This window comes from Pseudomonas sp. GW821-FHT09E12, assembly GCF_059416085.1.
In genome coordinates this window covers 1-21,256 of record NZ_JBWKOM010000009.1, presented here as the reverse complement: position 1 = coordinate 21,256, position 21,256 = coordinate 1, and the positions used below count along the sequence as shown (strand labels likewise).

General features: G+C 56.9%; 34 protein-coding genes. 1 reads left to right on the top strand and 33 read right to left on the bottom strand.

Annotation, left to right across the window (positions count from 1 at the left end; genetic code table 11):
- Window positions 1-60: 60 nt before the first annotated feature.
- Together AC07PQ_RS24160 and AC07PQ_RS24155 are read right to left on the bottom strand one after the other, a co-directional pair.
- Window positions 61-573 carry a single-stranded DNA-binding protein gene (locus AC07PQ_RS24160; protein ID WP_007924170.1) on the bottom strand — a complete coding sequence of 171 codons (513 nt, stop codon included), beginning with the start codon at window positions 571-573 and terminating at the stop codon, window positions 61-63.
- Between the two features lie 9 nt (window positions 574-582).
- Entirely contained in the window at window positions 583-1,977 is a 1,395-nt protein-coding gene (locus AC07PQ_RS24155) for an MFS transporter (protein ID WP_493186593.1), read from the bottom strand.
- 180 nt (window positions 1,978-2,157) lie between these two features.
- Between AC07PQ_RS24155 and uvrA the strand changes: the two genes are divergently transcribed.
- Window positions 2,158-4,992 (top strand): excinuclease ABC subunit UvrA, encoded by a 2,835-nt coding sequence (uvrA, locus tag AC07PQ_RS24150; protein ID WP_007924172.1) that lies wholly within the window; start codon window positions 2,158-2,160, stop codon window positions 4,990-4,992.
- 91 nt (window positions 4,993-5,083) lie between these two features.
- Here uvrA and bfr read toward each other — a convergent pair whose 3' ends face one another.
- The 31 genes from bfr to AC07PQ_RS23995 form a co-directional block, all read right to left on the bottom strand.
- Complete coding sequence (gene bfr / locus AC07PQ_RS24145; protein ID WP_007924173.1) at window positions 5,084-5,548, bottom strand: bacterioferritin; 465 nt, start codon at window positions 5,546-5,548, stop codon at window positions 5,084-5,086.
- 155 nt (window positions 5,549-5,703) lie between these two features.
- Window positions 5,704-7,152: a catalase gene (locus AC07PQ_RS24140; RefSeq protein ID WP_007924174.1), complete on the bottom strand. Its 1,449-nt coding sequence runs from the start codon at window positions 7,150-7,152 to the stop codon at window positions 5,704-5,706.
- Between the two features lie 171 nt (window positions 7,153-7,323).
- Entirely contained in the window at window positions 7,324-7,710 is a 387-nt protein-coding gene (rplQ, locus tag AC07PQ_RS24135) for a 50S ribosomal protein L17 (protein WP_007924175.1), read from the bottom strand.
- 42 nt (window positions 7,711-7,752) lie between these two features.
- Complete coding sequence (locus AC07PQ_RS24130; protein ID WP_007924176.1) at window positions 7,753-8,754, bottom strand: DNA-directed RNA polymerase subunit alpha; 1,002 nt, start codon at window positions 8,752-8,754, stop codon at window positions 7,753-7,755.
- 22 nt (window positions 8,755-8,776) lie between these two features.
- A complete protein-coding gene (rpsD, locus tag AC07PQ_RS24125) occupies window positions 8,777-9,397 on the bottom strand; it encodes a 30S ribosomal protein S4 (protein ID WP_003176404.1) in 621 nt (206 codons plus the stop codon).
- Window positions 9,398-9,415: 18 nt separating this feature from the next.
- Complete coding sequence (rpsK, locus tag AC07PQ_RS24120) at window positions 9,416-9,805, bottom strand: 30S ribosomal protein S11 (RefSeq protein ID WP_007924177.1); 390 nt, start codon at window positions 9,803-9,805, stop codon at window positions 9,416-9,418.
- Between the two features lie 30 nt (window positions 9,806-9,835).
- Window positions 9,836-10,192, bottom strand: a complete 357-nt coding sequence (rpsM, locus tag AC07PQ_RS24115) for a 30S ribosomal protein S13 (RefSeq protein WP_009045849.1) — start codon at window positions 10,190-10,192, stop codon at window positions 9,836-9,838.
- Window positions 10,193-10,322: 130 nt separating this feature from the next.
- Window positions 10,323-10,439, bottom strand: coding sequence for a 50S ribosomal protein L36 (rpmJ, locus tag AC07PQ_RS24110; RefSeq protein ID WP_002555468.1), 117 nt, complete (start codon window positions 10,437-10,439; stop codon window positions 10,323-10,325).
- A 24-nt stretch (window positions 10,440-10,463) separates the two neighbouring features.
- The gene (gene secY / locus AC07PQ_RS24105; RefSeq protein ID WP_007924182.1) at window positions 10,464-11,792 is read right to left on the bottom strand and encodes a preprotein translocase subunit SecY; all 1,329 of its coding nucleotides are present in this window, start codon (window positions 11,790-11,792) and stop codon (window positions 10,464-10,466) included.
- Window positions 11,793-12,227: a 50S ribosomal protein L15 gene (gene rplO / locus AC07PQ_RS24100; protein WP_007924183.1), complete on the bottom strand. Its 435-nt coding sequence runs from the start codon at window positions 12,225-12,227 to the stop codon at window positions 11,793-11,795. It lies immediately after the preceding gene.
- Window positions 12,228-12,230: 3 nt separating this feature from the next.
- On the bottom strand, window positions 12,231-12,407 hold the full coding sequence (gene rpmD, locus AC07PQ_RS24095; RefSeq protein WP_003176408.1) for a 50S ribosomal protein L30: 177 nt from the start codon (window positions 12,405-12,407) through the stop codon (window positions 12,231-12,233).
- 2 nt (window positions 12,408-12,409) lie between these two features.
- Window positions 12,410-12,910 carry a 30S ribosomal protein S5 gene (rpsE, locus tag AC07PQ_RS24090; RefSeq protein ID WP_007924184.1) on the bottom strand — a complete coding sequence of 167 codons (501 nt, stop codon included), beginning with the start codon at window positions 12,908-12,910 and terminating at the stop codon, window positions 12,410-12,412.
- Window positions 12,911-12,913: 3 nt separating this feature from the next.
- Window positions 12,914-13,264 carry a 50S ribosomal protein L18 gene (gene rplR, locus AC07PQ_RS24085; protein ID WP_003186037.1) on the bottom strand — a complete coding sequence of 117 codons (351 nt, stop codon included), beginning with the start codon at window positions 13,262-13,264 and terminating at the stop codon, window positions 12,914-12,916.
- 10 nt (window positions 13,265-13,274) lie between these two features.
- Window positions 13,275-13,808 (bottom strand): 50S ribosomal protein L6, encoded by a 534-nt coding sequence (gene rplF, locus AC07PQ_RS24080; protein ID WP_007924185.1) that lies wholly within the window; start codon window positions 13,806-13,808, stop codon window positions 13,275-13,277.
- Between the two features lie 12 nt (window positions 13,809-13,820).
- Window positions 13,821-14,213: a 30S ribosomal protein S8 gene (rpsH, locus tag AC07PQ_RS24075; RefSeq protein ID WP_003228724.1), complete on the bottom strand. Its 393-nt coding sequence runs from the start codon at window positions 14,211-14,213 to the stop codon at window positions 13,821-13,823.
- 208 nt (window positions 14,214-14,421) lie between these two features.
- Window positions 14,422-14,727: a 30S ribosomal protein S14 gene (rpsN, locus tag AC07PQ_RS24070; RefSeq protein WP_003228726.1), complete on the bottom strand. Its 306-nt coding sequence runs from the start codon at window positions 14,725-14,727 to the stop codon at window positions 14,422-14,424.
- A 13-nt stretch (window positions 14,728-14,740) separates the two neighbouring features.
- Entirely contained in the window at window positions 14,741-15,280 is a 540-nt protein-coding gene (gene rplE, locus AC07PQ_RS24065; protein WP_007924186.1) for a 50S ribosomal protein L5, read from the bottom strand.
- A 20-nt stretch (window positions 15,281-15,300) separates the two neighbouring features.
- On the bottom strand, window positions 15,301-15,615 hold the full coding sequence (gene rplX / locus AC07PQ_RS24060) for a 50S ribosomal protein L24 (protein ID WP_003186046.1): 315 nt from the start codon (window positions 15,613-15,615) through the stop codon (window positions 15,301-15,303).
- Between the two features lie 11 nt (window positions 15,616-15,626).
- Entirely contained in the window at window positions 15,627-15,995 is a 369-nt protein-coding gene (gene rplN / locus AC07PQ_RS24055) for a 50S ribosomal protein L14 (RefSeq protein WP_002555479.1), read from the bottom strand.
- Between the two features lie 23 nt (window positions 15,996-16,018).
- Entirely contained in the window at window positions 16,019-16,285 is a 267-nt protein-coding gene (rpsQ, locus tag AC07PQ_RS24050) for a 30S ribosomal protein S17 (RefSeq protein ID WP_003194644.1), read from the bottom strand.
- A 2-nt stretch (window positions 16,286-16,287) separates the two neighbouring features.
- Window positions 16,288-16,479, bottom strand: coding sequence for a 50S ribosomal protein L29 (rpmC, locus tag AC07PQ_RS24045; RefSeq protein WP_002555481.1), 192 nt, complete (start codon window positions 16,477-16,479; stop codon window positions 16,288-16,290).
- Window positions 16,479-16,892, bottom strand: coding sequence for a 50S ribosomal protein L16 (rplP, locus tag AC07PQ_RS24040; protein WP_003228729.1), 414 nt, complete (start codon window positions 16,890-16,892; stop codon window positions 16,479-16,481). The genes rpmC and rplP overlap by 1 nt, the downstream gene beginning before the upstream one ends.
- Before the next feature lie 12 nt (window positions 16,893-16,904).
- On the bottom strand, window positions 16,905-17,591 hold the full coding sequence (gene rpsC, locus AC07PQ_RS24035; RefSeq protein ID WP_007924192.1) for a 30S ribosomal protein S3: 687 nt from the start codon (window positions 17,589-17,591) through the stop codon (window positions 16,905-16,907).
- A gap of 13 nt (window positions 17,592-17,604) precedes the next feature.
- Window positions 17,605-17,937, bottom strand: a complete 333-nt coding sequence (rplV, locus tag AC07PQ_RS24030) for a 50S ribosomal protein L22 (RefSeq protein WP_003103908.1) — start codon at window positions 17,935-17,937, stop codon at window positions 17,605-17,607.
- A gap of 13 nt (window positions 17,938-17,950) precedes the next feature.
- Window positions 17,951-18,226, bottom strand: coding sequence for a 30S ribosomal protein S19 (gene rpsS / locus AC07PQ_RS24025; protein ID WP_002555486.1), 276 nt, complete (start codon window positions 18,224-18,226; stop codon window positions 17,951-17,953).
- Between the two features lie 16 nt (window positions 18,227-18,242).
- Window positions 18,243-19,067 (bottom strand): 50S ribosomal protein L2, encoded by an 825-nt coding sequence (gene rplB / locus AC07PQ_RS24020; protein ID WP_007924198.1) that lies wholly within the window; start codon window positions 19,065-19,067, stop codon window positions 18,243-18,245.
- Between the two features lie 14 nt (window positions 19,068-19,081).
- Entirely contained in the window at window positions 19,082-19,381 is a 300-nt protein-coding gene (gene rplW, locus AC07PQ_RS24015; RefSeq protein WP_002555488.1) for a 50S ribosomal protein L23, read from the bottom strand.
- Window positions 19,378-19,980, bottom strand: a complete 603-nt coding sequence (rplD, locus tag AC07PQ_RS24010; RefSeq protein ID WP_007924200.1) for a 50S ribosomal protein L4 — start codon at window positions 19,978-19,980, stop codon at window positions 19,378-19,380. The genes rplW and rplD overlap by 4 nt, the downstream gene beginning before the upstream one ends.
- Window positions 19,981-19,992: 12 nt before the next feature.
- Window positions 19,993-20,628 (bottom strand): 50S ribosomal protein L3, encoded by a 636-nt coding sequence (gene rplC, locus AC07PQ_RS24005; RefSeq protein ID WP_007924205.1) that lies wholly within the window; start codon window positions 20,626-20,628, stop codon window positions 19,993-19,995.
- Between the two features lie 80 nt (window positions 20,629-20,708).
- Window positions 20,709-21,020 (bottom strand): 30S ribosomal protein S10, encoded by a 312-nt coding sequence (rpsJ, locus tag AC07PQ_RS24000; protein WP_003186070.1) that lies wholly within the window; start codon window positions 21,018-21,020, stop codon window positions 20,709-20,711.
- Window positions 21,021-21,160: 140 nt separating this feature from the next.
- The coding region (locus AC07PQ_RS23995) for an EF-Tu C-terminal domain-related protein (protein ID WP_080966996.1) at window positions 21,161-21,256 on the bottom strand (96 nt) is incomplete at its 5' end.

The following is a 21,256-nucleotide window of genomic DNA, read 5'->3' as shown; positions in this document are numbered from 1 at the left end:
AAAAGCCCGTAGCGTTTACGCGCTACGGGCTTTCTTCATGCCGTTGCCAAGAGGGCTCTCTTAGAACGGAATATCGTCATCGAAGCTGTCATTGAAGTTCTGCGCCGGCTGCGGCGAGGACTGCTGAGGCGCTGGACGCGATTCGCGTTGTGGCGCCTGCGAAGGCTGCGGACGCGACTGCTGCGGACGTGGCGCGGAGTTGCCCATGCCCTGGCCCTGGTCGCCCTGAGGACGGCCGCCCAGCAGCTGCATGGTGCCCTGCATGTCGACGATGATTTCAGTGGTGTAACGCTTGATGCCGTCTTTTTCCCACTCGCGGGTCTGCAGCTTGCCTTCGATGTAGACCTGCGAACCTTTGCGCAGGTACTCACCGGCGATTTCCGCAACCTTGCCGAACATCGACACACGGTGCCACTCGGTCTTCTCGACCTTCTGGCCGGTCTGCTTGTCGGTCCATTGTTCGCTGGTGGCCAGACTCAGGTTGGTCACGGCGTTACCGTTAGGCAGGTAGCGAACTTCAGGATCCTGGCCGCAAGTGCCGACCAATATGACTTTGTTAACCCCACGGGCCATAACGTTCTCCTAGGCTTCGCACGCCGATCGGGCTGGGTTGACCAGCTGCTCGAGGGTCGCGCGATCCAATAATTCGGTGTCCAATTTGATGTAAATGGCGGCTTCTTCGGCCACCATCACTGCATCTGTTACCCCAACAACGGCCTTCAGGCGCTCGACCAGACCGGCTTCGCGGATCGCTTCGGGCGATAACGGCAAGCGCAGGCTCGTCACGTAAGGTGGTTCGCGCATGGTAACAGCAAAGGCCAGCCAGAGTGCAGCCAACCCTGCGCAACCCAGGAATACAACCGACAAACCGCCATGCTGGAACAACCAGCCGCCGAGAATGCCGCCCAGCGCCGAACCGAGGAACTGGCTGGTGGAGTAGACCCCCATGGCCGTGCCCTTGCCGCCGGCCGGTGAAACCTTGCTGATCAGCGACGGCAGCGAAGCTTCCAGCAGGTTGAACGCGGTGAAGAACACCACCGTGCCGATCACCAGCGCCTGCAGGCTGTCGCCGAACTCCCAGAAGAATAGCTCGGTGAGCAGCAGCGTACTGACCGCGCCCAGCAGAACTCGTTTCATTTTGCGTTTCTTCTCGCCGTAGATGATGAACGGGATCATGGCGAAGAAGGAGATCAACAGCGCGGTGAGGTAGACCCACCAGTGCTGTTCCTTGGGCAGGCCGGCTTTTTCCACCAGGGCCAGCGGCAAGGCGACGAAGCTCGACATCAGCATCGCGTGCAACACGAAGATACCAAGATCCAGGCGCAGCAGGTCCGGGTGCTTGAGCGTCGGCAACAGGGCCTGGCGCGCGACCCCGGATTCGCGGTGCTGCAACGGGCCGGTCGAGTGCGGCACCATGAAGGCGACGATGAAAATGCCCAGCAACGCCATGCCGCCGGTGGCGAAAAACAGCCCGGGCAAGCCGAAAGCGCGGGTCATCAGCGGGCCGGCCACCATGGCCACGGCAAAGGACAGGCCGATGGTCATGCCGATCATGGCCATGGCCTTGGTCCGGTGCTGCTCGCGGGTCAGGTCCGACAACAGCGCCATGACCGCCGCGGAAATCGCCCCGGCGCCCTGCAGGATGCGCCCGGCGATCACGCCCCAGATCGAATCGGCGTTGGCCGCCAGCAAACTGCCCAGGGCAAAGACGATCAGCCCCAGGTAAATCACCGGACGACGGCCGATGCGGTCGGAAATGATCCCGAACGGGATCTGGAAAATCGCCTGGGTCAGGCCGTAAGCGCCGATCGCCAATCCAATCAGGGCCGGGGTCGCTCCCGCCAGGTCCATCCCATAGGTCGCCAGGACCGGCAACACCATGAACATGCCAAGCATACGGAAGGCGAACACCAGGGCCAGACCGCTTGCCGCGCGGGTCTCGGCGCCACTCATGCGCTCGCTGTGGGGATCATGCATGGAAAAACCTCGTGTGAACCGGCGGCGATTCTACCAGTCCGATCGATTGACGGGGTATATGGCGACGCTTTGCCGCGCAGGTTTCATCTACGGCTGCACAGACCTCATTTGATAGTGTGCATCCATCCAGTATTTGCCCTTATACTCCTACGTTTTCGACGCCCGCCGAGCGAGGCCACTTTGGACAAGATCCTGATTCGTGGGGCCCGAACCCACAACCTGAAGAACATCGACCTGACCCTGCCACGGGACAAACTGATCGTCATCACCGGCCTGTCCGGATCCGGCAAATCGTCCCTGGCGTTCGATACGCTGTACGCCGAAGGGCAGCGCCGTTATGTCGAGTCGCTGTCGGCCTATGCCCGGCAATTCCTGTCGATGATGGAAAAACCCGACGTCGACACCATCGAAGGTTTGTCGCCGGCAATTTCCATCGAGCAGAAATCCACTTCGCACAACCCGCGCTCCACCGTGGGCACCATCACCGAGATCTACGACTACCTGCGCCTGCTGTATGCGCGCGTGGGTACGCCACGCTGCCCGGATCACGACATCCCGCTGGAAGCTCAGACCGTCAGCCAGATGGTCGACCTGGTGCTGGCCCAGCCGGAAGGCAGCAAGCTGATGCTGCTGGCGCCGGTGATTCGCGAGCGCAAGGGCGAGCACCTGTCGGTCTTCGAGGAACTGCGCGCCCAGGGCTTCGTCCGCGCCCGTGTCAACGGCAAGCTCTACGAGCTGGATGAGCTGCCGAAGCTGGATAAACAGAAGAAGCACTCGATCGATGTGGTGGTCGACCGCTTCAAGGTCCGCGCCGACCTGCAGCAGCGTCTGGCCGAGTCCTTCGAGACCGCGCTGAAGCTGGCCGACGGTATCGCCCTGGTGGCGCCGATGGACGACGAACCCGGTGAAGAAATCATCTTTTCCGCGCGCTTCGCCTGCCCGATCTGTGGCCACGCCATCAGCGAACTGGAACCCAAGCTGTTCTCCTTCAACAACCCGGCCGGTGCCTGCCCGACCTGCGATGGCCTGGGGGTCAAGCAGTTCTTCGACATCAAGCGCCTGGTCAATGGCGAGCTGACCCTGGCCGAAGGGGCGATTCGCGGCTGGGACAGGCGCAACGTCTATTACTTCCAGATGCTTGGCTCGCTGGCATCGCATTACGGCTTCAGCCTGGAAGTACCGTTCAACCAGCTGCCGGCCGACCAGCAGAAGGTCATTCTCAACGGCAGCGGCACGCAGAACGTCGACTTCAAGTACCTCAACGATCGTGGCGATATCGTCAAACGCTCCCACCCGTTCGAAGGCATAGTGCCGAACCTGGAACGCCGCTACCGCGAGACCGAGTCGGCCACCGTGCGTGAGGAGCTGGCCAAGTTCCTCAGCACCCAGCCGTGCCCGGATTGCCGCGGCACCCGCCTGCGTCGCGAAGCCCGCCACGTGTGGGTCGGTGAGAAGACGTTGCCGGCCGTTACCAGTCTGCCGATCGGCGATGCCACCGATTACTTCGGCACCCTGTCGCTAACCGGACGCCGTGGCGAGATTGCCGACAAGATCCTCAAGGAAATCCGCGAGCGCCTGCAGTTCCTGGTCAATGTCGGCCTGGATTACCTGACCCTGGATCGCAGCGCCGATACCCTGTCCGGCGGCGAAGCGCAGCGTATTCGTCTGGCCAGCCAGATCGGCGCCGGCCTGGTGGGGGTGATGTACATCCTCGACGAACCCTCCATCGGCCTGCACCAGCGCGACAACGATCGCTTGCTGGGCACCCTGAAACACCTGCGGGATATCGGCAATACGGTGATCGTGGTCGAACACGACGAGGACGCCATTCGCCTGGCCGACTATGTGGTGGACATCGGCCCGGGCGCTGGCGTGCATGGCGGACAGATCGTCGCCGAGGGCACTCCCGACGAGGTGATGTCCCATCCCGACTCGCTGACCGGCAAATACCTGTCAGGGCGCGTGAAAATCGCCGTGCCGGCCAAGCGTACGCCGCGTAACAAAAAGCTTTCACTGTCCCTAAAAGGGGCTCGCGGCAACAACTTGCGCAACGTCGATCTGGAGATTCCGATCGGCCTGCTGACCTGCGTGACCGGTGTCTCCGGCTCGGGCAAGTCGACCCTGATCAACAACACCCTGTTCCCCCTCAGCGCCACGGCGCTGAACGGCGCGACCACGCTGGAAGCCGCTGCGCACGACAGCATCAATGGCCTGCAGCACCTGGACAAGGTGGTGGATATCGATCAAAGCCCGATCGGTCGCACCCCGCGCTCCAACCCGGCGACCTACACCGGGCTGTTCACGCCGATCCGCGAACTGTTTGCCGGGGTACCCGAATCGCGCTCGCGCGGCTACGGTCCGGGCCGCTTCTCCTTCAACGTCAAGGGCGGACGCTGCGAAGCCTGCCAGGGCGACGGCCTGATCAAGGTGGAAATGCACTTCCTGCCGGACATCTACGTGCCGTGCGATGTGTGCAAGAGCAAGCGCTACAATCGCGAAACCCTTGAGATCAAGTACAAGGGCAAGAGCATCCACGAGGTCCTGGAAATGACCATCGAGGAAGCGCGGGAGTTCTTCGACCCGGTGCCGGCGCTGGCGCGCAAGCTGCAGACGCTGATGGATGTGGGGCTTTCCTACATCAAGCTGGGGCAGTCGGCGACGACCTTGTCCGGCGGTGAGGCGCAGCGGGTCAAGCTGTCTCGCGAGCTGTCCAAGCGTGACACCGGCAAGACCCTCTACATCCTCGACGAACCGACCACCGGCCTGCACTTTGCCGATATCCAGCAGTTGCTGGACGTTCTGCATCGCCTGCGTGACCACGGCAACACCGTGGTGGTGATCGAGCACAACCTGGACGTGATCAAGACCGCCGACTGGCTGGTGGACCTGGGGCCGGAAGGCGGTTCCAAGGGCGGACAGATCATTGCCGAGGGTACGCCGGAGCAGCTGGCAGAAATGCCGCAATCCCATACCGGCTACTACCTCAAGCCACTGCTGACCCGCGACCGGGCCTGAGCCCAATGAAAAAGCCCCGGCCATTGTGAAATGGCAGGGGCTTTTTTGTGCTCGTCAGTCCCGCATTTGCCTGCAGACGCGGGCTAGGACATCAGAACTGCGACTGCAGGTAGTTTTCCAGACCGATCGACTTGATCAGCCCCAACTGCTTTTCCAGCCAGTAGGTATGGTCTTCTTCGGTATCGGCCAACTGCACACGCAGGATGTCGCGGCTGACATAGTCCTTGTGCTTCTCGCACAGTTCGATGCCTTTGCACAGTGCAGCGCGGACCTTGTACTCCAGGCGCAGGTCGGCGGCGAACATGTCCGGCACGGTGGTACCGATATCCAGATCGTCAGGGCGCATGCGTGGCGTGCCCTCGAGCATCAGGATGCGACGCATCAATGCATCGGCATGTTGAGTCTCTTCTTCCATCTCGTGATTGATGCGCTCGTAGAGCTTGCTGAAGCCCCAGTCCTCATACATACGCGAGTGGATGAAATATTGGTCACGCGCCGCCAGTTCGCCCGTCAGCAACGTGTTGAGGTAATCGATTACGTCCGGGTGACCTTGCATCGCCCTACATCTCCCTGCTTGAAAGTCTGTATTTTGAACCAAGCTGACTTGCAGGTCACTGTAAAAACGCTAACAAAGTGAAGATTTTCAGAGAAAAGTAGCCGAAAAAACGCAAAAACCGCCCAAATGAGGGCGGTTCTGCTTCTCGTTTAGACTTAGTTAAGCTGTACGCCCAACGCCTTTGCGATTCCTTCTCCATAAGCCGGGTCAGCCTTGAAGAAATGCTGCAGTTGACGCTGGACCACGTCCGAGCTGACACCCGCCATTGCGCCGGCGATGTTGTTGATCAACAGGGCTTGCTGCTGATCATTCATCAGGCGGAACAGAGCGCCCGCATGGCTGTAGTAGTCGGTGTCTTCGCGGTGATCGTAACGGTCCGCCGCACCGCTGAGGGCCAGCGCCGGCTCCGCGTAGCGAGGAGCCTGCTTCGGCGCATCGGCGTAGCTGTTCGGCTCATAGTTCGGCGCCGCGCCACCATTGCTGCCAAAGGCCATAGAGCCGTCGCGCTGGTAGCTGTTCACCGGGCTGCGCGGGGCATTGACCGGCAGTTGCTGGTGGTTGGTGCCGACACGATAGCGATGAGCGTCGGCGTAAGCGAATACGCGGCCTTGCAGCATGCGGTCCGGCGACAGGCCGACGCCTGGAACCATGTTGCTAGGACCAAAGGCAGCCTGCTCGACTTCTGCGAAGTAGTTCAGCGGGTTGCGGTTCAACTCCAGCTCACCGACCTCGATCAGCGGGAACTCCTTCTGCGACCAGGTCTTGGTCACGTCGAACGGGTTCTCGTAGTGAGCGGCCGCCTCAGCCTCGGTCATGATCTGAATGCATACGCTCCATTTCGGGAAGTCGCCGCGTTCGATCGCGTTGAACAGGTCACGTTGGGCGTAATCCGGATCGGTACCCGCCAGGCGGGCAGCCTCGGCCGGTGCCAGGTTCTTGATGCCCTGCCGGGTCTTGTAGTGCCATTTCACCCAGTGACGCTCGCCCTTGGCGTTGATCAAGCTGTAGGTGTGGCTACCGAAGCCGTGCATATGACGATAGCCGTCCGGAATCCCGCGATCCGAGAACAGGATGGTAACCTGGTGCAGCGCCTCGGGAGAGTGTGACCAGAAGTCCCACATGGCCTGGCCGCTCTTCAGGTTGCTCTGCGGCAGACGTTTCTGGGTGTGGATAAAGTCGGGAAACTTCAGTGGATCGCGAATGAAGAACACAGGCGTGTTGTTGCCGACGATGTCCCAGTTACCTTCTTCGGTATAGAACTTCAGGGCAAAACCGCGCGGGTCGCGTTCGGTATCAGCCGAACCACGCTCGCCACCTACGGTGGAGAACCGCAGGAAAGTAGGAGTCTGCTTACCCACGGACTCGAAAAGCTTGGCGCTGGTGTATTCGGTAATGTCGCGGGTCACAGTGAAAGTGCCGTAGGCACCCGAGCCCTTGGCGTGTACGCGACGCTCAGGAATGTTTTCACGGTTGAAGTGGGCAAGCTTCTCGATCAGATGAAAATCATCGAGCAGCAGCGGGCCACGAGGGCCAGCAGAACGGGAATTCTGGTTATCGGCGACTGGAGCGCCACTTGCGGTGGTAAGCGTTTTGTTTTGGCTCATGCTCAATCTTCCTCTGTCAGTCTTGGAACTGCCGGCTAATCGGCTGACGAAGAGTATCGACCATCAAGATGACAGCATCAAATGCATTAAATGATTGCTATCGATAGAAATTTTCTAATACAGCAGACACAAAAAACCGGGCACTAGGCCCGGTTCTTTGTATTTGACGTCTTACTCAGCGGATACAGCTTCACCGCCGACAGCACGATCAACCAACTCGACGTACGCCATAGGCGCGTTGTCGCCAGCGCGGAAACCGCACTTGAGGATGCGCAGGTAGCCACCCTCACGGGTAGCGTAACGCTTGCCCAGGTCGTTGAAGAGCTTACCAACGATAGCTTTCGAACGAGTACGGTCGAAAGCCAGACGGCGGTTAGCCAGGCTGTCTGTCTTGGCCAAAGTGATCAGCGGCTCAGCAACGCGGCGCAGTTCTTTAGCTTTCGGCAGTGTAGTTTTGATCAGCTCGTGCTCGAACAGCGACACCGCCATGTTTTGGAACATGGCCTTGCGGTGCGAGCTGGTGCGGCTCAGGTGACGACCACTTTTACGATGACGCATGGTTCATTCCTTACCAAACACAACGTTCGGTGATTACGACGATCAGGCAGTCGCCTTGTCGTCCTTCTTAAGACTTGCAGGCGGCCAGTTGTCGAGGCGCATGCCGAGGGACAGACCGCGGGAGGCCAGAACGTCCTTGATTTCAGTCAAGGATTTCTTGCCAAGGTTCGGAGTCTTCAACAGTTCTACTTCGGTACGCTGAATCAGGTCGCCGATGTAGTAAATGTTTTCCGCCTTAAGGCAGTTAGCCGAACGTACAGTCAGTTCCAGATCGTCAACCGGGCGAAGCAGGATCGGATCGATCTCGTCTTCCTGCTCGATTACCACTGGCTCACTGTCACCCTTGAGGTCGACGAACGCAGCCAACTGCTGTTGCAGGATGGTTGCAGCACGACGGATAGCCTCTTCAGGATCCAGGGTACCGTTGGTTTCCAGATCAATAACCAGCTTGTCCAGGTTGGTACGCTGCTCGACACGGGCGTTTTCCACCACGTATGCGATACGGCGAACCGGGCTGAACGAAGAGTCAAGCTGCAAGCGACCGATGCTGCGGCTTTCGTCTTCATCGCTCTGACGCGAGTCTGCCGGTTCATAACCACGACCACGAGCTACTACGAGCTTCATGTTCAGGGCGCCGTTAGACGCCAGGTTAGCGATTACGTGATCGGGGTTAACGATCTCGACATCATGATCCAGCTGAATATCGGCAGCGGTAACCACCCCCGAACCCTTCTTCGACAAGGTCAGCGTAACTTCGTCACGGCCGTGCAGCTTGATAGCCAGACCTTTAAGGTTCAACAGGATTTCAATTACGTCTTCCTGTACACCTTCGATGGCGCTGTACTCGTGGAGCACACCGTCAATCTCGGCCTCGACTACTGCACAGCCGGGCATTGAGGACAACAGGATGCGGCGCAGCGCGTTGCCCAGGGTGTGGCCAAAACCACGCTCGAGAGGCTCGAGGGTGATCTTGGCGCGGGTTGGACTGACAACCTGCACATCAATATGGCGGGGTGTCAGGAACTCATTTACCGAAATCTGCATGGATGCACCTATTTTCTAGCCCTTACTTGGAGTAGAGCTCGACAATCAGGCTTTCGTTGATGTCGGCGGACAGATCACTGCGAGCTGGAACGTTCTTGAAAACGCCCGACTTCTTCTCAGTGTCTACTTCTACCCATTCTACGCGGCCACGTTGGGCACACAGATCGAGAGCTTGGACAATGCGAAGTTGGTTTTTTGCTTTCTCGCGAACAGCAACCACGTCACCAGCACGAACCTGGTAGGACGGAACGTTAACGGTCTGACCGTTTACGCTGATCGACTTGTGCGATACCAGCTGACGGGATTCGGCACGAGTCGAACCGAAGCCCATACGGTATACAACGTTGTCCAGACGGCATTCGAGCAGTTGCAGCAGGTTTTCACCGGTTGCACCCTTCTTGCCAGCAGCTTCTTTGTAGTAGCCGCTGAATTGACGCTCGAGAACGCCGTAGATACGACGGACCTTCTGCTTTTCACGCAGTTGGGTGCCGTAGTCGGACTGGCGACCGCGGCGCTGGCCGTGGATACCAGGTGCTGCTTCGATGTTGCACTTGGATTCGATAGCGCGCACGCCGCTCTTCAGGAAGAGATCGGTGCCTTCGCGACGAGCCAGTTTGCATTTTGGACCAATGTAACGAGCCATTCTTTACAATCTCCTGGATTACACGCGGCGCTTCTTCGGCGGACGGCACCCGTTATGCGGGATTGGCGTCACGTCGGTGATGCTGGCGATCTTGTAGCCACAGCCGTTCAAAGCGCGGACTGCGGATTCACGACCTGGACCTGGGCCCTTGACGTTAACGTCGAGGTTTTTCAGGCCATATTCCAGCGCAGCTTGACCAGCACGCTCAGCAGCTACTTGAGCAGCGAACGGGGTGGACTTGCGGGAACCGCGGAAACCCGAACCACCGGAGGTTGCCCAGGAAAGAGCGTTACCTTGACGGTCGGTGATGGTCACGATGGTGTTGTTGAAAGACGCGTGGATGTGGGCGATGCCATCAACCACTGTCTTTTTAATCTTTTTACGAGGACGAGCAGCAGGTTTTGCCATGACTAAATTCCTGTCGATTCGCTGGTGCGATTACTTGCGGATCGGCTTACGCGGACCTTTGCGAGTACGCGCGTTGGTCTTGGTACGCTGACCGCGCACTGGAAGACCACGACGATGGCGCAGACCGCGGTAGCAGCCCAGATCCATCAAGCGTTTGATTTTCATGTTGATTTCGCGACGCAGGTCACCTTCAGTGGTGAACTTCGCCACTTCGCCACGCAGCTGTTCAATTTGCTCGTCGCTCAGATCCTTGATCTTTGCGGCTGGGTTGACCCCAGTCTCTGCACAGATTTTCTGCGCAGTCGTGCGACCAACACCATAGATGTAGGTCAGCGAGATAACAGTATGCTTGTTATCTGGAATGTTAACGCCTGCAATACGGGCCATTCAGTGGGACTCCAATTGACAGCTACCTACGCCCCGGAAGCCAAGAAATAGGGCGCGAGATAATATCGCTGTAATAACAAATAATCAACCCAGCAGCGCACTAGCTGCTGGGCTTGAAGCACAATCACACTCAGCCTTGGCGCTGTTTGTGACGCGGTTCCGCGCTGCAAATTACTCGAACAACACCTTCGCGGCGAATAATCTTGCAGTTACGGCACAGCTTTTTCACCGATGCACGAACTTTCATCACCAACTCCTCGAACCTTATGGGTCAGCGCAGCATGCCGCTGCCGTAACCCTTCAGGTTGGCTTTCTTCATCAGGGATTCGTACTGGTGCGAAACGAGGTGCGATTGTACTTGCGACATAAAGTCCATAACAACCACGACCACGATCAGCAACGAGGTCCCGCCAAGGTAGAACGGAACGTTTGCTGCAACCACCAGGAACTGGGGCAACAGGCAGACGGCCGTCATATATAGAGCACCGAACATGGTCAAGCGGGTCAGAACGCCATCAATGTAGCGCGCAGACTGCTCACCTGGACGGATGCCCGGAATAAAGGCACCGGACTTCTTCAGGTTTTCCGCTACGTCTTTCGGATTGAACATCAACGCCGTATAGAAGAAGCAGAAGAAAATAATCCCTGCACTAAACAGCAGAATATTCAACGGCTGACCAGGAGCGATCGACTGCGAGATGTCCTGCAACCAGCCCATACCTTCAGACTGACCGAACCAGGCACCCAACGAAGCCGGGAACAGCAAAATGCTGCTCGCGAAAATAGCAGGAATAACGCCTGCCATATTCACTTTCAGCGGCAAGTGGCTAGTCTGCGCAGCAAACACCTTGCGGCCCTGCTGACGCTTGGCATAGTGAACAGCAATACGACGCTGGCCACGCTCAATGAACACCACAAAACCGATAATCGCTACTGCCAGCAAACCGATGGCAACCAGGGCAAAAATGTTGATATCACCCTGACGCGCAGACTCGAAAGACTGCCCGATCGCTCTCGGAAGACCGGCGACGATACCTGCGAAAATCAACATCGAGATACCGTTGCCAACACCACGCTCAGTAATCTGCTCACCCAGCCACATCATGAACATCGCACCAGCCACAAAAGTGGATACCGCGACGAAATGGAAGCCAAAGTCACCAGTGAACGCAACGCCCTGCCCCGCCAGGCCAACGGACATGCCGATGGCCTGAACAAGAGCTAGGACGACAGTGCCGTAGCGGGTGTACTGGCTGATCTTGCGACGGCCAGCTTCACCTTCCTTCTTCAACTGCTCCAGCTGAGGGCTGACGGCGGTCATCAGCTGCATGATGATCGATGCCGAGATGTACGGCATGATCCCCAGTGCAAAGATGCTCATCCGTTCCAGCGCGCCGCCGGAAAACATGTTGAACAAGCTAAGAATGGTCCCCTCATTCTGTCGAAACAGGTCTGCGAGTCGGTCAGGGTTAATACCTGGAACCGGGATGTGTGCGCCTATTCGGTAGACGATAATCGCCAAGAACAGAAAACGCAGACGAGCCCAGAGTTCAGACATACCGCCTTTGCCGAGCGCAGAGAGAGCACCTTGCTTAGCCATTTATTCCTCGAACTTGCCGCCAGCTGCTTCGATAGCCGCACGCGCACCTTTGGTGGCTGCGATGCCCTTGATAGTCACAGCGCGAGTAACTTCGCCGGACAGCATGATTTTCACACGCTGTACGTTTTGGTTAATCACGTTGGCATCTTTCAGGGACTGCACGGTGACGATGTCGCCTTCCACTTTAGCCAGCTCGGACAGACGCACTTCTGCGCGGTCCATGGCCTTCAGGGATACGAAACCGAACTTTGGCAGGCGACGATGCAGCGGCTGTTGACCGCCTTCAAAGCCTGGAGCAATGGTGCCACCGGAGCGGGAAGTCTGACCTTTGTGACCACGGCCACCAGTCTTACCCAAACCACTACCGATACCACGGCCCGGACGATGCTTTTCGCGACGGGAACCCGGCGCTGGACTCAGATCATTGAGTTTCATCGATTAACCCTCGACACGCAGCATGTAGTAAGCCTTGTTGATCATCCCGCGGTTCTCGGGAGTATCCTGGACTTCTACAGTGTGACCGATGCGACGCAGACCCAGACCCTTAACGCACAGTTTGTGGTTAGGGATACGGCCGGTCATGCTTTTGATCAGCGTTACTTTAACGGTAGCCATGATCAGATGATCTCCTGGACGCTTTTGCCACGCTTGGCGGCAATGGATTCAGGGGACTGCATTGCTTTCAAACCCTTGAAAGTGGCGTGAACCACGTTTACTGGGTTAGTCGAGCCGTAGCACTTGGCCAGAACGTTCTGAACGCCAGCAACCTCGAGGACAGCACGCATAGCGCCGCCAGCGATGATACCGGTACCTTCAGAAGCAGGCTGCATGTACACCTTCGAAGCGCCGTGAGCGGACTTCATTGCGTACTGCAGGGTGGTGCCGTTCAAATCAACTTGGATCATGTTGCGGCGAGCAGCTTCCATTGCCTTCTGGATCGCAGCAGGCACTTCACGCGACTTGCCACGGCCGAAGCCAACGCGACCTTTACCATCACCAACCACGGTCAACGCGGTGAAAGTGAAGATACGGCCGCCTTTTACGGTTTTGGCTACGCGGTTAACTTGAACCAGCTTCTCAATGTAGCCTTCGTCGCGCTTTTGGTCGTTATTTGACATAACTTAGAACTCCAGCCCAGCTTCACGAGCAGCATCAGCCAGCGCCTTGACGCGGCCGTGGTACTTGAAGCCAGAGCGGTCGAAAGCCACCTGCGAGACGCCAGCGGCTTTTGCACGCGTAGCGACCAGCTGGCCAACCTTAGTGGCCGCGTCGATGTTGCCAGTGGCGCCATCACGCAGTTCTTTATCCAAAGTCGAGGCACTTGCCAGGACCTTGTTGCCGTCGGCCGAAATGACCTGGGCGTAGATGTGCTGCGAAGAGCGGAACACGCAGAGACGCACGACTTCGAGTTCGTGCATTTTCAGGCGTGCTTTGCGAGCGCGACGCAGTCGAGTAACTTTTTTGTCGGTCATTTGCTATGCCCTACTTCTTCTTGGCTTCTTTACGACGGACGACTTCGTCCGCGTAGCGCACACCTTTACCTTTGTAAGGCTCTGGCGGACGGAAGTCGCGGATCTCAGCGGCCACTTGACCTACCAGCTGCTTGTCGATGCCCTTGATCAGGATATCGGTCTGGCTAGGAGTCTCAGCGGTGATGCCTTCCGGCAGCTCGTAGTCCACTGGATGCGAGAAGCCAAGGGCCAAGTTCAGCACTGTGCCTTTTGCTTGTGCCTTGTAACCAACACCGACCAGCTGGAGCTTGCGCTCGAAGCCTTGGCTTACGCCTTGGACCATGTTGTTTACCAACGCACGAGTGGTACCGGCCATTGCGCGAGTTTGTTGGTCGCCATTGCGAGCAGCGAAACGCAGCTCACCAGCTTCCTGAACAATTTCAACGGACGAGTGTACGTTCAGTTCGAGAGTGCCCTTGGCACCCTTCACCGAAAGCTGTTGGCCGGCGAATTTAACTTCAACACCAGCTGGCAGCTTAACGGGGTTCTTAGCGACGCGAGACATGCTTATCCCCCCTTAGAACACAGTGCAAAGAACTTCGCCGCCGACACCGGCAGCGCGCGCAGCACGATCAGTCATCACACCTTTGTTGGTGGAGACGATAGACACGCCGAGACCGCCACGAACTTTCGGCAGATCTTCAACGGACTTGTACTGACGCAGGCCTGGACGGCTAACGCGCTTCACTTCCTCGATGACCGGACGGCCTTCGAAGTATTTCAGCTCGATGGACAGCAGTGGCTTGGTTTCGCTGCTGATCTGATAACCCGCGATGTAACCTTCGTCCTTCAGGACTTTTGCTACAGCCACCTTCAGCGTGGAAGACGGCATGCTTACGACGGACTTTTCAGCCATCTGGGCATTACGGATTCGAGTTAGCATGTCCGCTAACGGGTCCTGCATACTCATGGGCTAGACGCTCCTGATACAAAAAAAATGAGCCTTGCGGCTACAGCTTGTCGCCGAGAAATTCCGGGCAAAAAACACGGGCTCAGGCGAGCCGGTCATTCTAGACACACCCCAGAAATGAATCAAGCCCCAAAAGGGGCTTGATTCATGTTCAAGGCCACCGGTGGTCAGGATCTTGCGACCCCGAACACCGCGACTTTGATAGCTATTACCAGCTGGCTTTAACCAGACCTGGTACGTCACCACGCATTGCAGCTTCACGCAGCTTGTTACGGCCGAGGCCGAACTTGCGGTAAACGCCGTGCGGACGACCAGTCAGGCGGCAGCGGTTACGCATGCGCGAAGCGCTTGCGTCACGTGGCTGCTTCTGCAGAGCTACGGTAGCTTCCCAACGCGCTTCTGGACTTGCGTTCAGATCGACGATGATAGCTTTCAGCGCTGCACGCTTGGTGGCGTACTTGGCAACGGTGAGCTGACGCTTCAGCTCACGGTTTTTCATGCTCTTCTTGGCCATTTTCCTACTCCAATCAGTTGCGGAACGGGAATTTGAAAGCACGCAGCAGAGCGCGGCCTTCATCATCGTTCTTGGCAGTGGTGGTCAGGGTAATGTCCAGACCGCGGAGAGCATCGATCTTGTCGTAGTCGATTTCCGGGAAGATGATCTGCTCTTTCACGCCCATGCTGTAGTTGCCACGACCGTCGAAGGACTTGGCATTCAGGCCGCGGAAGTCGCGAACCCGAGGCAGGGAGATCGACAGCAGACGATCCAGGAACTCGTACATACGCTCACGGCGCAAGGTCACTTTGACGCCGATCGGCCAACCTTCACGGACTTTAAAGCCAGCGATGGATTTCCGAGCGTAGGTCACAACGACTTTCTGGCCGGTGATCTTTTCCAGGTCAGCAACAGCGTGCTCGATGACTTTTTTGTCGCCGATCGCTTCGCCCAGACCCATGTTCAGGGTGATTTTGGTAACGCGCGGAACTTCCATCACGTTCGAAAGCTTAAGTTCATCCTTAAGTTTCGGAGCGATTTCCTTCCGGTAAATCTCTTGTAGTCGTGCCATGGTCTTCTACCTAGCAGTGTTCAAGCATCAACCGCTTTTTGGGTCGACTTGAAGACACGAATTTTTTTGCCGTCTTCTACTTTGAAACCAACGCGGTCAGCCTTGTTGGTTTCGCCGTTGAAAATGGCGACGTTGGAAGCGTGCAGTGGCGCTTCTTTCTCGACGATACCGCCCTGTACGCCCGACATCGGGTTAGGCTTGGTATGACGCTTAACCAGGTTCAGACCACCAACAACTAGACGGTTGTCAGCGAGAACCTTAAGCACCTTACCGCGCTTACCCTTGTCTTTGCCGGCGATCACGATGATCTCGTCGTCACGACGAATCTTTTGCATGTCGGATCTCCTTACAGCACTTCTGGGGCGAGCGAGACGATCTTCATGAACTTCTCAGTACGAAGTTCACGGGTCACTGGCCCAAAGATACGGGTGCCGATCGGCTCTTGCTTGTTGTTCAACAGAACAGCAGCGTTGCCATCAAAGCGGATGATGGAGCCGTCAGCACGACGGACGCCATGGCGAGTGCGGACTACAACAGCAGTCATCACTTGACCTTTCTTCACCTTACCGCGAGGAATTGCTTCCTTGACGGTAACTTTGATGATGTCACCGATACCAGCGTAACGACGATGGGAGCCACCCAGCACCTTGATGCACATAACGCGGCGAGCGCCGCTGTTATCGGCCACATCGAGCATGGATTGAGTCTGAATCATATAATTTCTCCGACCCTTAGCCCTTAGACTTCCACAGCGCGTTCGAGAACATCAACCAGAGCCCAAGACTTGGTCTTGGCCATCGGACGAGTTTCACGAATAGTGACTTTGTCGCCGATGTGGCACTGGTTGGTTTCGTCGTGCGCGTGCAGCTTAGTCGAACGCTTAACGTATTTACCGTAGATAGGGTGCTTAACGCGACGCTCGATCAGAACGGTGATGGTCTTGTCCATCTTGTCGCTGACAACACGGCCAGTCAGCGTACGGACAGTTTTTTCGGCTTCAGCCATGATTACTTACCTGCCTGCTGGTTGAGCACAGTCTTCACGCGAGCGATGTCACGCTTAACTTGCGAGAGCAGATGAGACTGCCCCAACTGGCCAGTTGCCTTCTGCATGCGCAGATTGAACTGGTCGCGCAGCAGGCCGAGCAGTTGCTCGTTCAGCTGCTGTGCGGATTTTTCACGAAGTTCATTCGCTTTCATCACATCACCGTCCGTTTAACAAAGGAGGTGGCGAGCGGCAGCTTTGCAGCAGCCAGGGCGAAAGCCTCACGCGCCAGCTCTTCAGAAACACCCTCGATTTCATACAGGACTTTGCCTGGCTGAATCTGGGCAACCCAGTATTCGACGTTACCCTTACCTTTACCCATCCGAACTTCGAGTGGCTTCTTGGAAATAGGCTTGTCCGGGAATACACGGATCCAGATCTTGCCGCCACGTTTTACGTGACGGGTCAGAGCACGACGCGCTGACTCGATCTGACGAGCGGTGAGACGACCACGAGCAACAGACTTCAGCGCGAACTCGCCGAAGCTGACTTTGCTACCGCGCAATGCCAGACCACGGTTGTGGCCGGTCATTTGCTTGCGGAACTTCGTACGCTTTGGTTGCAACATTTGGCGTACCCCTTACTTAGCAGCTTTTTTACGAGGCGCAGGTGCTTGTGGCTTCAGCTCTTCTTGGCGACCACCAATTACTTCGCCTTTGAAGATCCAAACCTTCACACCGATCACACCGTAAGTGGTGTGAGCTTCGTAGGTGGCATAGTCGATATCGGCACGCAGGGTGTGCAGTGGCACACGACCTTCGCGATACCATTCAGTACGTGCGATTTCAGCACCGCCGAGACGACCGCTCACTTGGATTTTGATGCCTTTGGCACCAATGCGCATGGCGTTCTGTACTGCGCGCTTCATAGCGCGACGGAACATTACACGACGCTCCAGCTGCTGAGCTACGCTCTGGGCAACCAGCATACCGTCGAGCTCCGGCTTGCGGATCTCTTCGATATTGATGTGCACAGGCACACCCATTTGCTTGGTCAGGTCCTGACGCAGTTTCTCAACATCTTCACCTTTCTTGCCGATCACGATGCCGGGACGAGCGGTGTGGATGGTGATGCGTGCAGTTTGAGCCGGACGATGGATATCGATACGGCTTACGGACGCGCTTTTTAGTTTGTCTTGGAGGTACTCACGCACATTCAGATCTGCGAGCAAATAGTCCGCATAAGTCCGACCGTCTGCGTACCAGACGGAGGTGTGCTCCTTGACGATTCCCAGGCGAATGCCAATGGGATGTACTTTCTGACCCATCTCTTCGACTCCGTTACTTGTCAGCAACCTTGACAGTGATATGGCAAGACCGCTTGACGATGCGATCAGCACGGCCTTTGGCACGTGGCATGATGCGCTTCAGCGAACGCCCTTCGTTGACGAAAACGGTGGAGACCTTCAGGTCATCAACGTCTGCGCCTTCGTTATGCTCGGCGTTGGCTACGGCCGACTCCAGCACTTTCTTCATGATCTCGGCGGCTTTCTTACTGCTGAAAGCCAACAGGTTGAGCGCTTCGCCCACCTTCTTCCCGCGGATCTGGTCGGCGACCAAGCGGGCTTTCTGGGCGGAGATTCGAGCGCCCGACAACTTAGCGGCTACTTCCATCGTTCCTTACCCCTTAACGCTTGGCTTTCTTGTCAGCCACGTGCCCGCGATATGTACGGGTACCGGCGAACTCGCCCAGTTTGTGGCCGACCATGTCTTCGTTCACGAGAACTGGAACATGTTGACGACCGTTATGCACAGCAATGGTCAGACCGACCATTTGTGGCAGGATCATGGAACGGCGCGACCAGGTCTTAACTGGTTTGCGATCGTTCTTTTCCGCCGCCACTTCGATCTTCTTCAGTAGGTGAAGATCAATAAAAGGACCTTTTTTCAGAGAACGTGGCACTGTCGTATCCCTCTATTTACTTGCGACGACGGACGATCATTTTGTCGGTACGCTTATTACCACGAGTCTTCGCGCCCTTAGTCGGGAAGCCCCATGGCGATACCGGATGACGACCACCAGAGGTACGACCTTCACCACCACCATGTGGGTGGTCAACCGGGTTCATGGCAACACCACGAACGGTTGGGCGAACGCCACGCCAGCGTTTGGCACCAGCTTTACCCAGCGAACGCAGGCTGTGCTCGGAGTTCGAGACTTCGCCCAGGGTCGCACGGCATTCAGCCAGGACTTTACGCATCTCACCGGAACGCAGACGCAGGGTCACGTAGACACCTTCACGAGCGATCAGCTGAGCCGAAGCACCAGCGGAACGAGCGATTTGCGCGCCTTTACCTGGCTTCAGTTCGATGCCGTGTACGGTGCTACCAACTGGAATGTTACGCAGTTGCAGAGCGTTGCCCGGCTTGATCGGTGCCAGAGCACCTGCGATCAGCTGGTCGCCAGCGCTCACGCCTTTAGGGGCGATGATGTAGCGACGCTCGCCGTCTGCGTACAGCAGCAAAGCGATGTGAGCAGTACGGTTTGGATCGTATTCGATACGCTCGACAGTGGCAGCGATGCCATCTTTGTCGTTGCGACGGAAGTCGACCAGACGGTAGTGCTGCTTATGACCACCACCAACGTGACGAGTGGTAATACGGCCATTGTTGTTACGACCACCAGACTTCGATTTCTTCTCGAGCAGCGGTGCGTGAGGAGCGCCTTTATGCAGCTCCTGGTTGACCACCTTGACCACAAAACGGCGGCCAGGGGAAGTCGGTTTGCATTTAACGATTGCCATGATGCACCCCTTCCTTACTCAGCACTGCTGCTGAAATCGAGATCTTGGCCTGGCTGAAGGGAGATAACTGCCTTCTTCCAGTCATTACGCTTGCCCAGACCGCGAGCGGTACGCTTGCTCTTACCCAGAACGTTCAGGGTAGTAACGCGCTCCACTTTCACGCTGAACAGGCTTTCGACGGCCTTCTTGATTTCCAGCTTGGTTGCATCAGTAGCAACCTTGAAAACGAACTGGCCTTTCTTGTCTGCCAGAACCGTAGCCTTCTCGGAAACGTGCGGGCCAAGCAGAACTTTAAATACGCGTTCCTGGTTCATCCCAGCAGCTCCTCGAATTTCTTCACGGCCGACACAGTGATCAACACTTTGTCGTATGCGATCAGACTAACTGGATCGGAACCTTGCACGTCACGTACATCAACGTGTGGCAGGTTACGAGCAGCCAGGTACAGGTTCTGATCAACAGCGTCAGACACGATCAAAACGTCGGTCAGACTCATGTTGTTCAGCTTGCCCAGCAGATCTTTGGTCTTCGGAGTTTCAACAGCGAAATCCTGAACCACGACCAGACGATCAGTACGCACCAGCTCAGCAAGGATGGAACGCATTGCTGCGCGATACATCTTCTTGTTCAGCTTCTGGGAGTGATCCTGTGGACGAGCTGCGAAAGTGGTACCGCCGCCACGCCAGATTGGGCTACGGATAGTACCGGCACGAGCACGGCCAGTACCTTTCTGACGCCATGGGCGCTTGCCGCCACCGGAAACGTCGGAACGGGTCTTTTGCTGCTTGCTACCTTGACGGCCGCCGGCCATGTAGGCCACGACTGCTTGGTGAACCAGCGTCTCGTTGAATTCGCCGCCAAATGTCAGTTCGGAAACTTCGATCGCTTGAGCGTCATTTACATTTAATTGCATGTCAGCTTCCCCTTAACCGCGAGCCTTGGCCGCCGGACGTACAACCAGGTTGCCGCCAGTAGCGCCAGGAACAGCACCCTTGACCAACAACAGATTGCGTTCAGCGTCGACGCGCACTACTTCCAGGGACTGCACGGTCACGCGCTCAGCGCCCATATGACCGGACATTTTTTTGCCCTTGAATACACGACCAGGAGTCTGGCACTGGCCAATAGAGCCCGGGACGCGGTGGGAAACGGAGTTACCGTGGGTGTTATCTTGACCGCGGAAATTCCAACGCTTGATGGTACCGGCGAAGCCTTTACCTTTCGACTGACCGGTAACATCTACCAGTTGGCCAGCTGCGAAGATTTCTGCATTGATCAGATCGCCAGCTTGGTACTCGCCTTCTTCAAGGCGGAATTCCCAAACGCCACGACCGGCAGCAACGTTCGCTTTAGCGAAGTGACCTGCCTGAGCAGCAGTCACGCGCGAAGCACGACGCTCACCTACAGTGACTTGCACTGCACGATAGCCATCGGTTTCTTCAGTTTTGAACTGGGTGACGCGATTCGGCTCGATCTCAATGACCGTGACCGGAATGGAGACACCTTCTTCGGTGAAAATACGGGTCATACCGCATTTACGACCGACTACACCAATAGTCATGTTGTAAACCTCATGAGTGTACGGGGCTTTCACCCGCTATGGCCGCCCATTTCAGAGCGTTACACGACTAAGACCGAGTCTTAGCCGAGGCTGATCTGCACTTCCACACCTGCCGCAAGATCAAGCTTCATAAGAGCATCAACGGTTTTATCCGTTGGCTGGACGATGTCCAGTACGCGCTTATGAGTACGGATCTCGTACTGGTCACGCGCGTCTTTGTTGACGTGCGGGGAGACCAGAACGGTGAACCGCTCTTTACGGGTAGGCAGTGGAATAGGACCACGCACTTGAGCACCAGTACGTTTCGCGGTTTCCACGATTTCCTGGGTGGATTGGTCGATCAGGCGATGGTCGAAAGCCTTCAACCTGATACGGATTTGCTGATTTTGCATTGGATTTCAGACTCCAGGCTGCTATTCCCACCGGGCGCAATACGCCCGTTAAAAGGAGGCGCAATTCTATAGACGGCCCCACAGAGTGTCAACCCAATAAAAAAGCCCCCGCAAGCGGGGGCTTTTTCATGAGTCGCCGATTACTCGATGACTTTGGCTACGACGCCAGCGCCGACGGTACGACCGCCTTCACGGATAGCGAAACGCAGACCATCTTCCATCGCGATGGTTTTGAT

What these genes read in the sequence shown, in the direction of transcription:
- AC07PQ_RS24160 (WP_007924170.1), bottom strand. Translation starts at nt 573, where the DNA reads ATGGCCCGTGGGGTTAACAAAGTCATATTGGTCGGCACTTGCGGCCAG.
- AC07PQ_RS24155 (WP_493186593.1), bottom strand. Translation starts at nt 1,977, where the DNA reads ATGCATGATCCCCACAGCGAGCGCATGAGTGGCGCCGAGACCCGCGCG.
- bfr (WP_007924173.1), bottom strand. Translation starts at nt 5,548, where the DNA reads ATGCAAGGTCACCCGGACGTAATCGATTACCTCAACACGTTGCTGACG.
- AC07PQ_RS24140 (WP_007924174.1), bottom strand. Translation starts at nt 7,152, where the DNA reads ATGAGCCAAAACAAAACGCTTACCACCGCAAGTGGCGCTCCAGTCGCC.
- rplQ (WP_007924175.1), bottom strand. Translation starts at nt 7,710, where the DNA reads ATGCGTCATCGTAAAAGTGGTCGTCACCTGAGCCGCACCAGCTCGCAC.
- AC07PQ_RS24130 (WP_007924176.1), bottom strand. Translation starts at nt 8,754, where the DNA reads ATGCAGATTTCGGTAAATGAGTTCCTGACACCCCGCCATATTGATGTG.
- rpsD (WP_003176404.1), bottom strand. Translation starts at nt 9,397, where the DNA reads ATGGCTCGTTACATTGGTCCAAAATGCAAACTGGCTCGTCGCGAAGGC.
- rpsK (WP_007924177.1), bottom strand. Translation starts at nt 9,805, where the DNA reads ATGGCAAAACCTGCTGCTCGTCCTCGTAAAAAGATTAAAAAGACAGTG.
- rpsM (WP_009045849.1), bottom strand. Translation starts at nt 10,192, where the DNA reads ATGGCCCGTATTGCAGGCGTTAACATTCCAGATAACAAGCATACTGTT.
- rpmJ (WP_002555468.1), bottom strand. Translation starts at nt 10,439, where the DNA reads ATGAAAGTTCGTGCATCGGTGAAAAAGCTGTGCCGTAACTGCAAGATT.
- secY (WP_007924182.1), bottom strand. Translation starts at nt 11,792, where the DNA reads ATGGCTAAGCAAGGTGCTCTCTCTGCGCTCGGCAAAGGCGGTATGTCT.
- rplO (WP_007924183.1), bottom strand. Translation starts at nt 12,227, where the DNA reads ATGAAACTCAATGATCTGAGTCCAGCGCCGGGTTCCCGTCGCGAAAAG.
- rpmD (WP_003176408.1), bottom strand. Translation starts at nt 12,407, where the DNA reads ATGGCTACCGTTAAAGTAACGCTGATCAAAAGCATGACCGGCCGTATC.
- rpsE (WP_007924184.1), bottom strand. Translation starts at nt 12,910, where the DNA reads ATGTCAAATAACGACCAAAAGCGCGACGAAGGCTACATTGAGAAGCTG.
- rplR (WP_003186037.1), bottom strand. Translation starts at nt 13,264, where the DNA reads ATGACCGACAAAAAAGTTACTCGACTGCGTCGCGCTCGCAAAGCACGC.
- rplF (WP_007924185.1), bottom strand. Translation starts at nt 13,808, where the DNA reads ATGTCTCGCGTCGCTAAGAACCCCGTTAAGCTGCCAGCTGGTGTTGAA.
- rpsH (WP_003228724.1), bottom strand. Translation starts at nt 14,213, where the DNA reads ATGAGTATGCAGGACCCGTTAGCGGACATGCTAACTCGAATCCGTAAT.
- rpsN (WP_003228726.1), bottom strand. Translation starts at nt 14,727, where the DNA reads ATGGCCAAGAAGAGCATGAAAAACCGTGAGCTGAAGCGTCAGCTCACC.
- rplE (WP_007924186.1), bottom strand. Translation starts at nt 15,280, where the DNA reads ATGGCACGACTACAAGAGATTTACCGGAAGGAAATCGCTCCGAAACTT.
- rplX (WP_003186046.1), bottom strand. Translation starts at nt 15,615, where the DNA reads ATGCAAAAGATTCGTCGTGACGACGAGATCATCGTGATCGCCGGCAAA.
- rplN (WP_002555479.1), bottom strand. Translation starts at nt 15,995, where the DNA reads ATGATTCAGACTCAATCCATGCTCGATGTGGCCGATAACAGCGGCGCT.
- rpsQ (WP_003194644.1), bottom strand. Translation starts at nt 16,285, where the DNA reads ATGGCTGAAGCCGAAAAAACTGTCCGTACGCTGACTGGCCGTGTTGTC.
- rpmC (WP_002555481.1), bottom strand. Translation starts at nt 16,479, where the DNA reads ATGAAAGCGAATGAACTTCGTGAAAAATCCGCACAGCAGCTGAACGAG.
- rplP (WP_003228729.1), bottom strand. Translation starts at nt 16,892, where the DNA reads ATGTTGCAACCAAAGCGTACGAAGTTCCGCAAGCAAATGACCGGCCAC.
- rpsC (WP_007924192.1), bottom strand. Translation starts at nt 17,591, where the DNA reads ATGGGTCAGAAAGTACATCCCATTGGCATTCGCCTGGGAATCGTCAAG.
- rplV (WP_003103908.1), bottom strand. Translation starts at nt 17,937, where the DNA reads ATGGAAGTAGCCGCTAAGTTGTCGGGCGCTCGAATCTCCGCCCAGAAA.
- rplB (WP_007924198.1), bottom strand. Translation starts at nt 19,067, where the DNA reads ATGGCAATCGTTAAATGCAAACCGACTTCCCCTGGCCGCCGTTTTGTG.
- rplW (WP_002555488.1), bottom strand. Translation starts at nt 19,381, where the DNA reads ATGAACCAGGAACGCGTATTTAAAGTTCTGCTTGGCCCGCACGTTTCC.
- rplD (WP_007924200.1), bottom strand. Translation starts at nt 19,980, where the DNA reads ATGCAATTAAATGTAAATGACGCTCAAGCGATCGAAGTTTCCGAACTG.
- rplC (WP_007924205.1), bottom strand. Translation starts at nt 20,628, where the DNA reads ATGACTATTGGTGTAGTCGGTCGTAAATGCGGTATGACCCGTATTTTC.
- rpsJ (WP_003186070.1), bottom strand. Translation starts at nt 21,020, where the DNA reads ATGCAAAATCAGCAAATCCGTATCAGGTTGAAGGCTTTCGACCATCGC.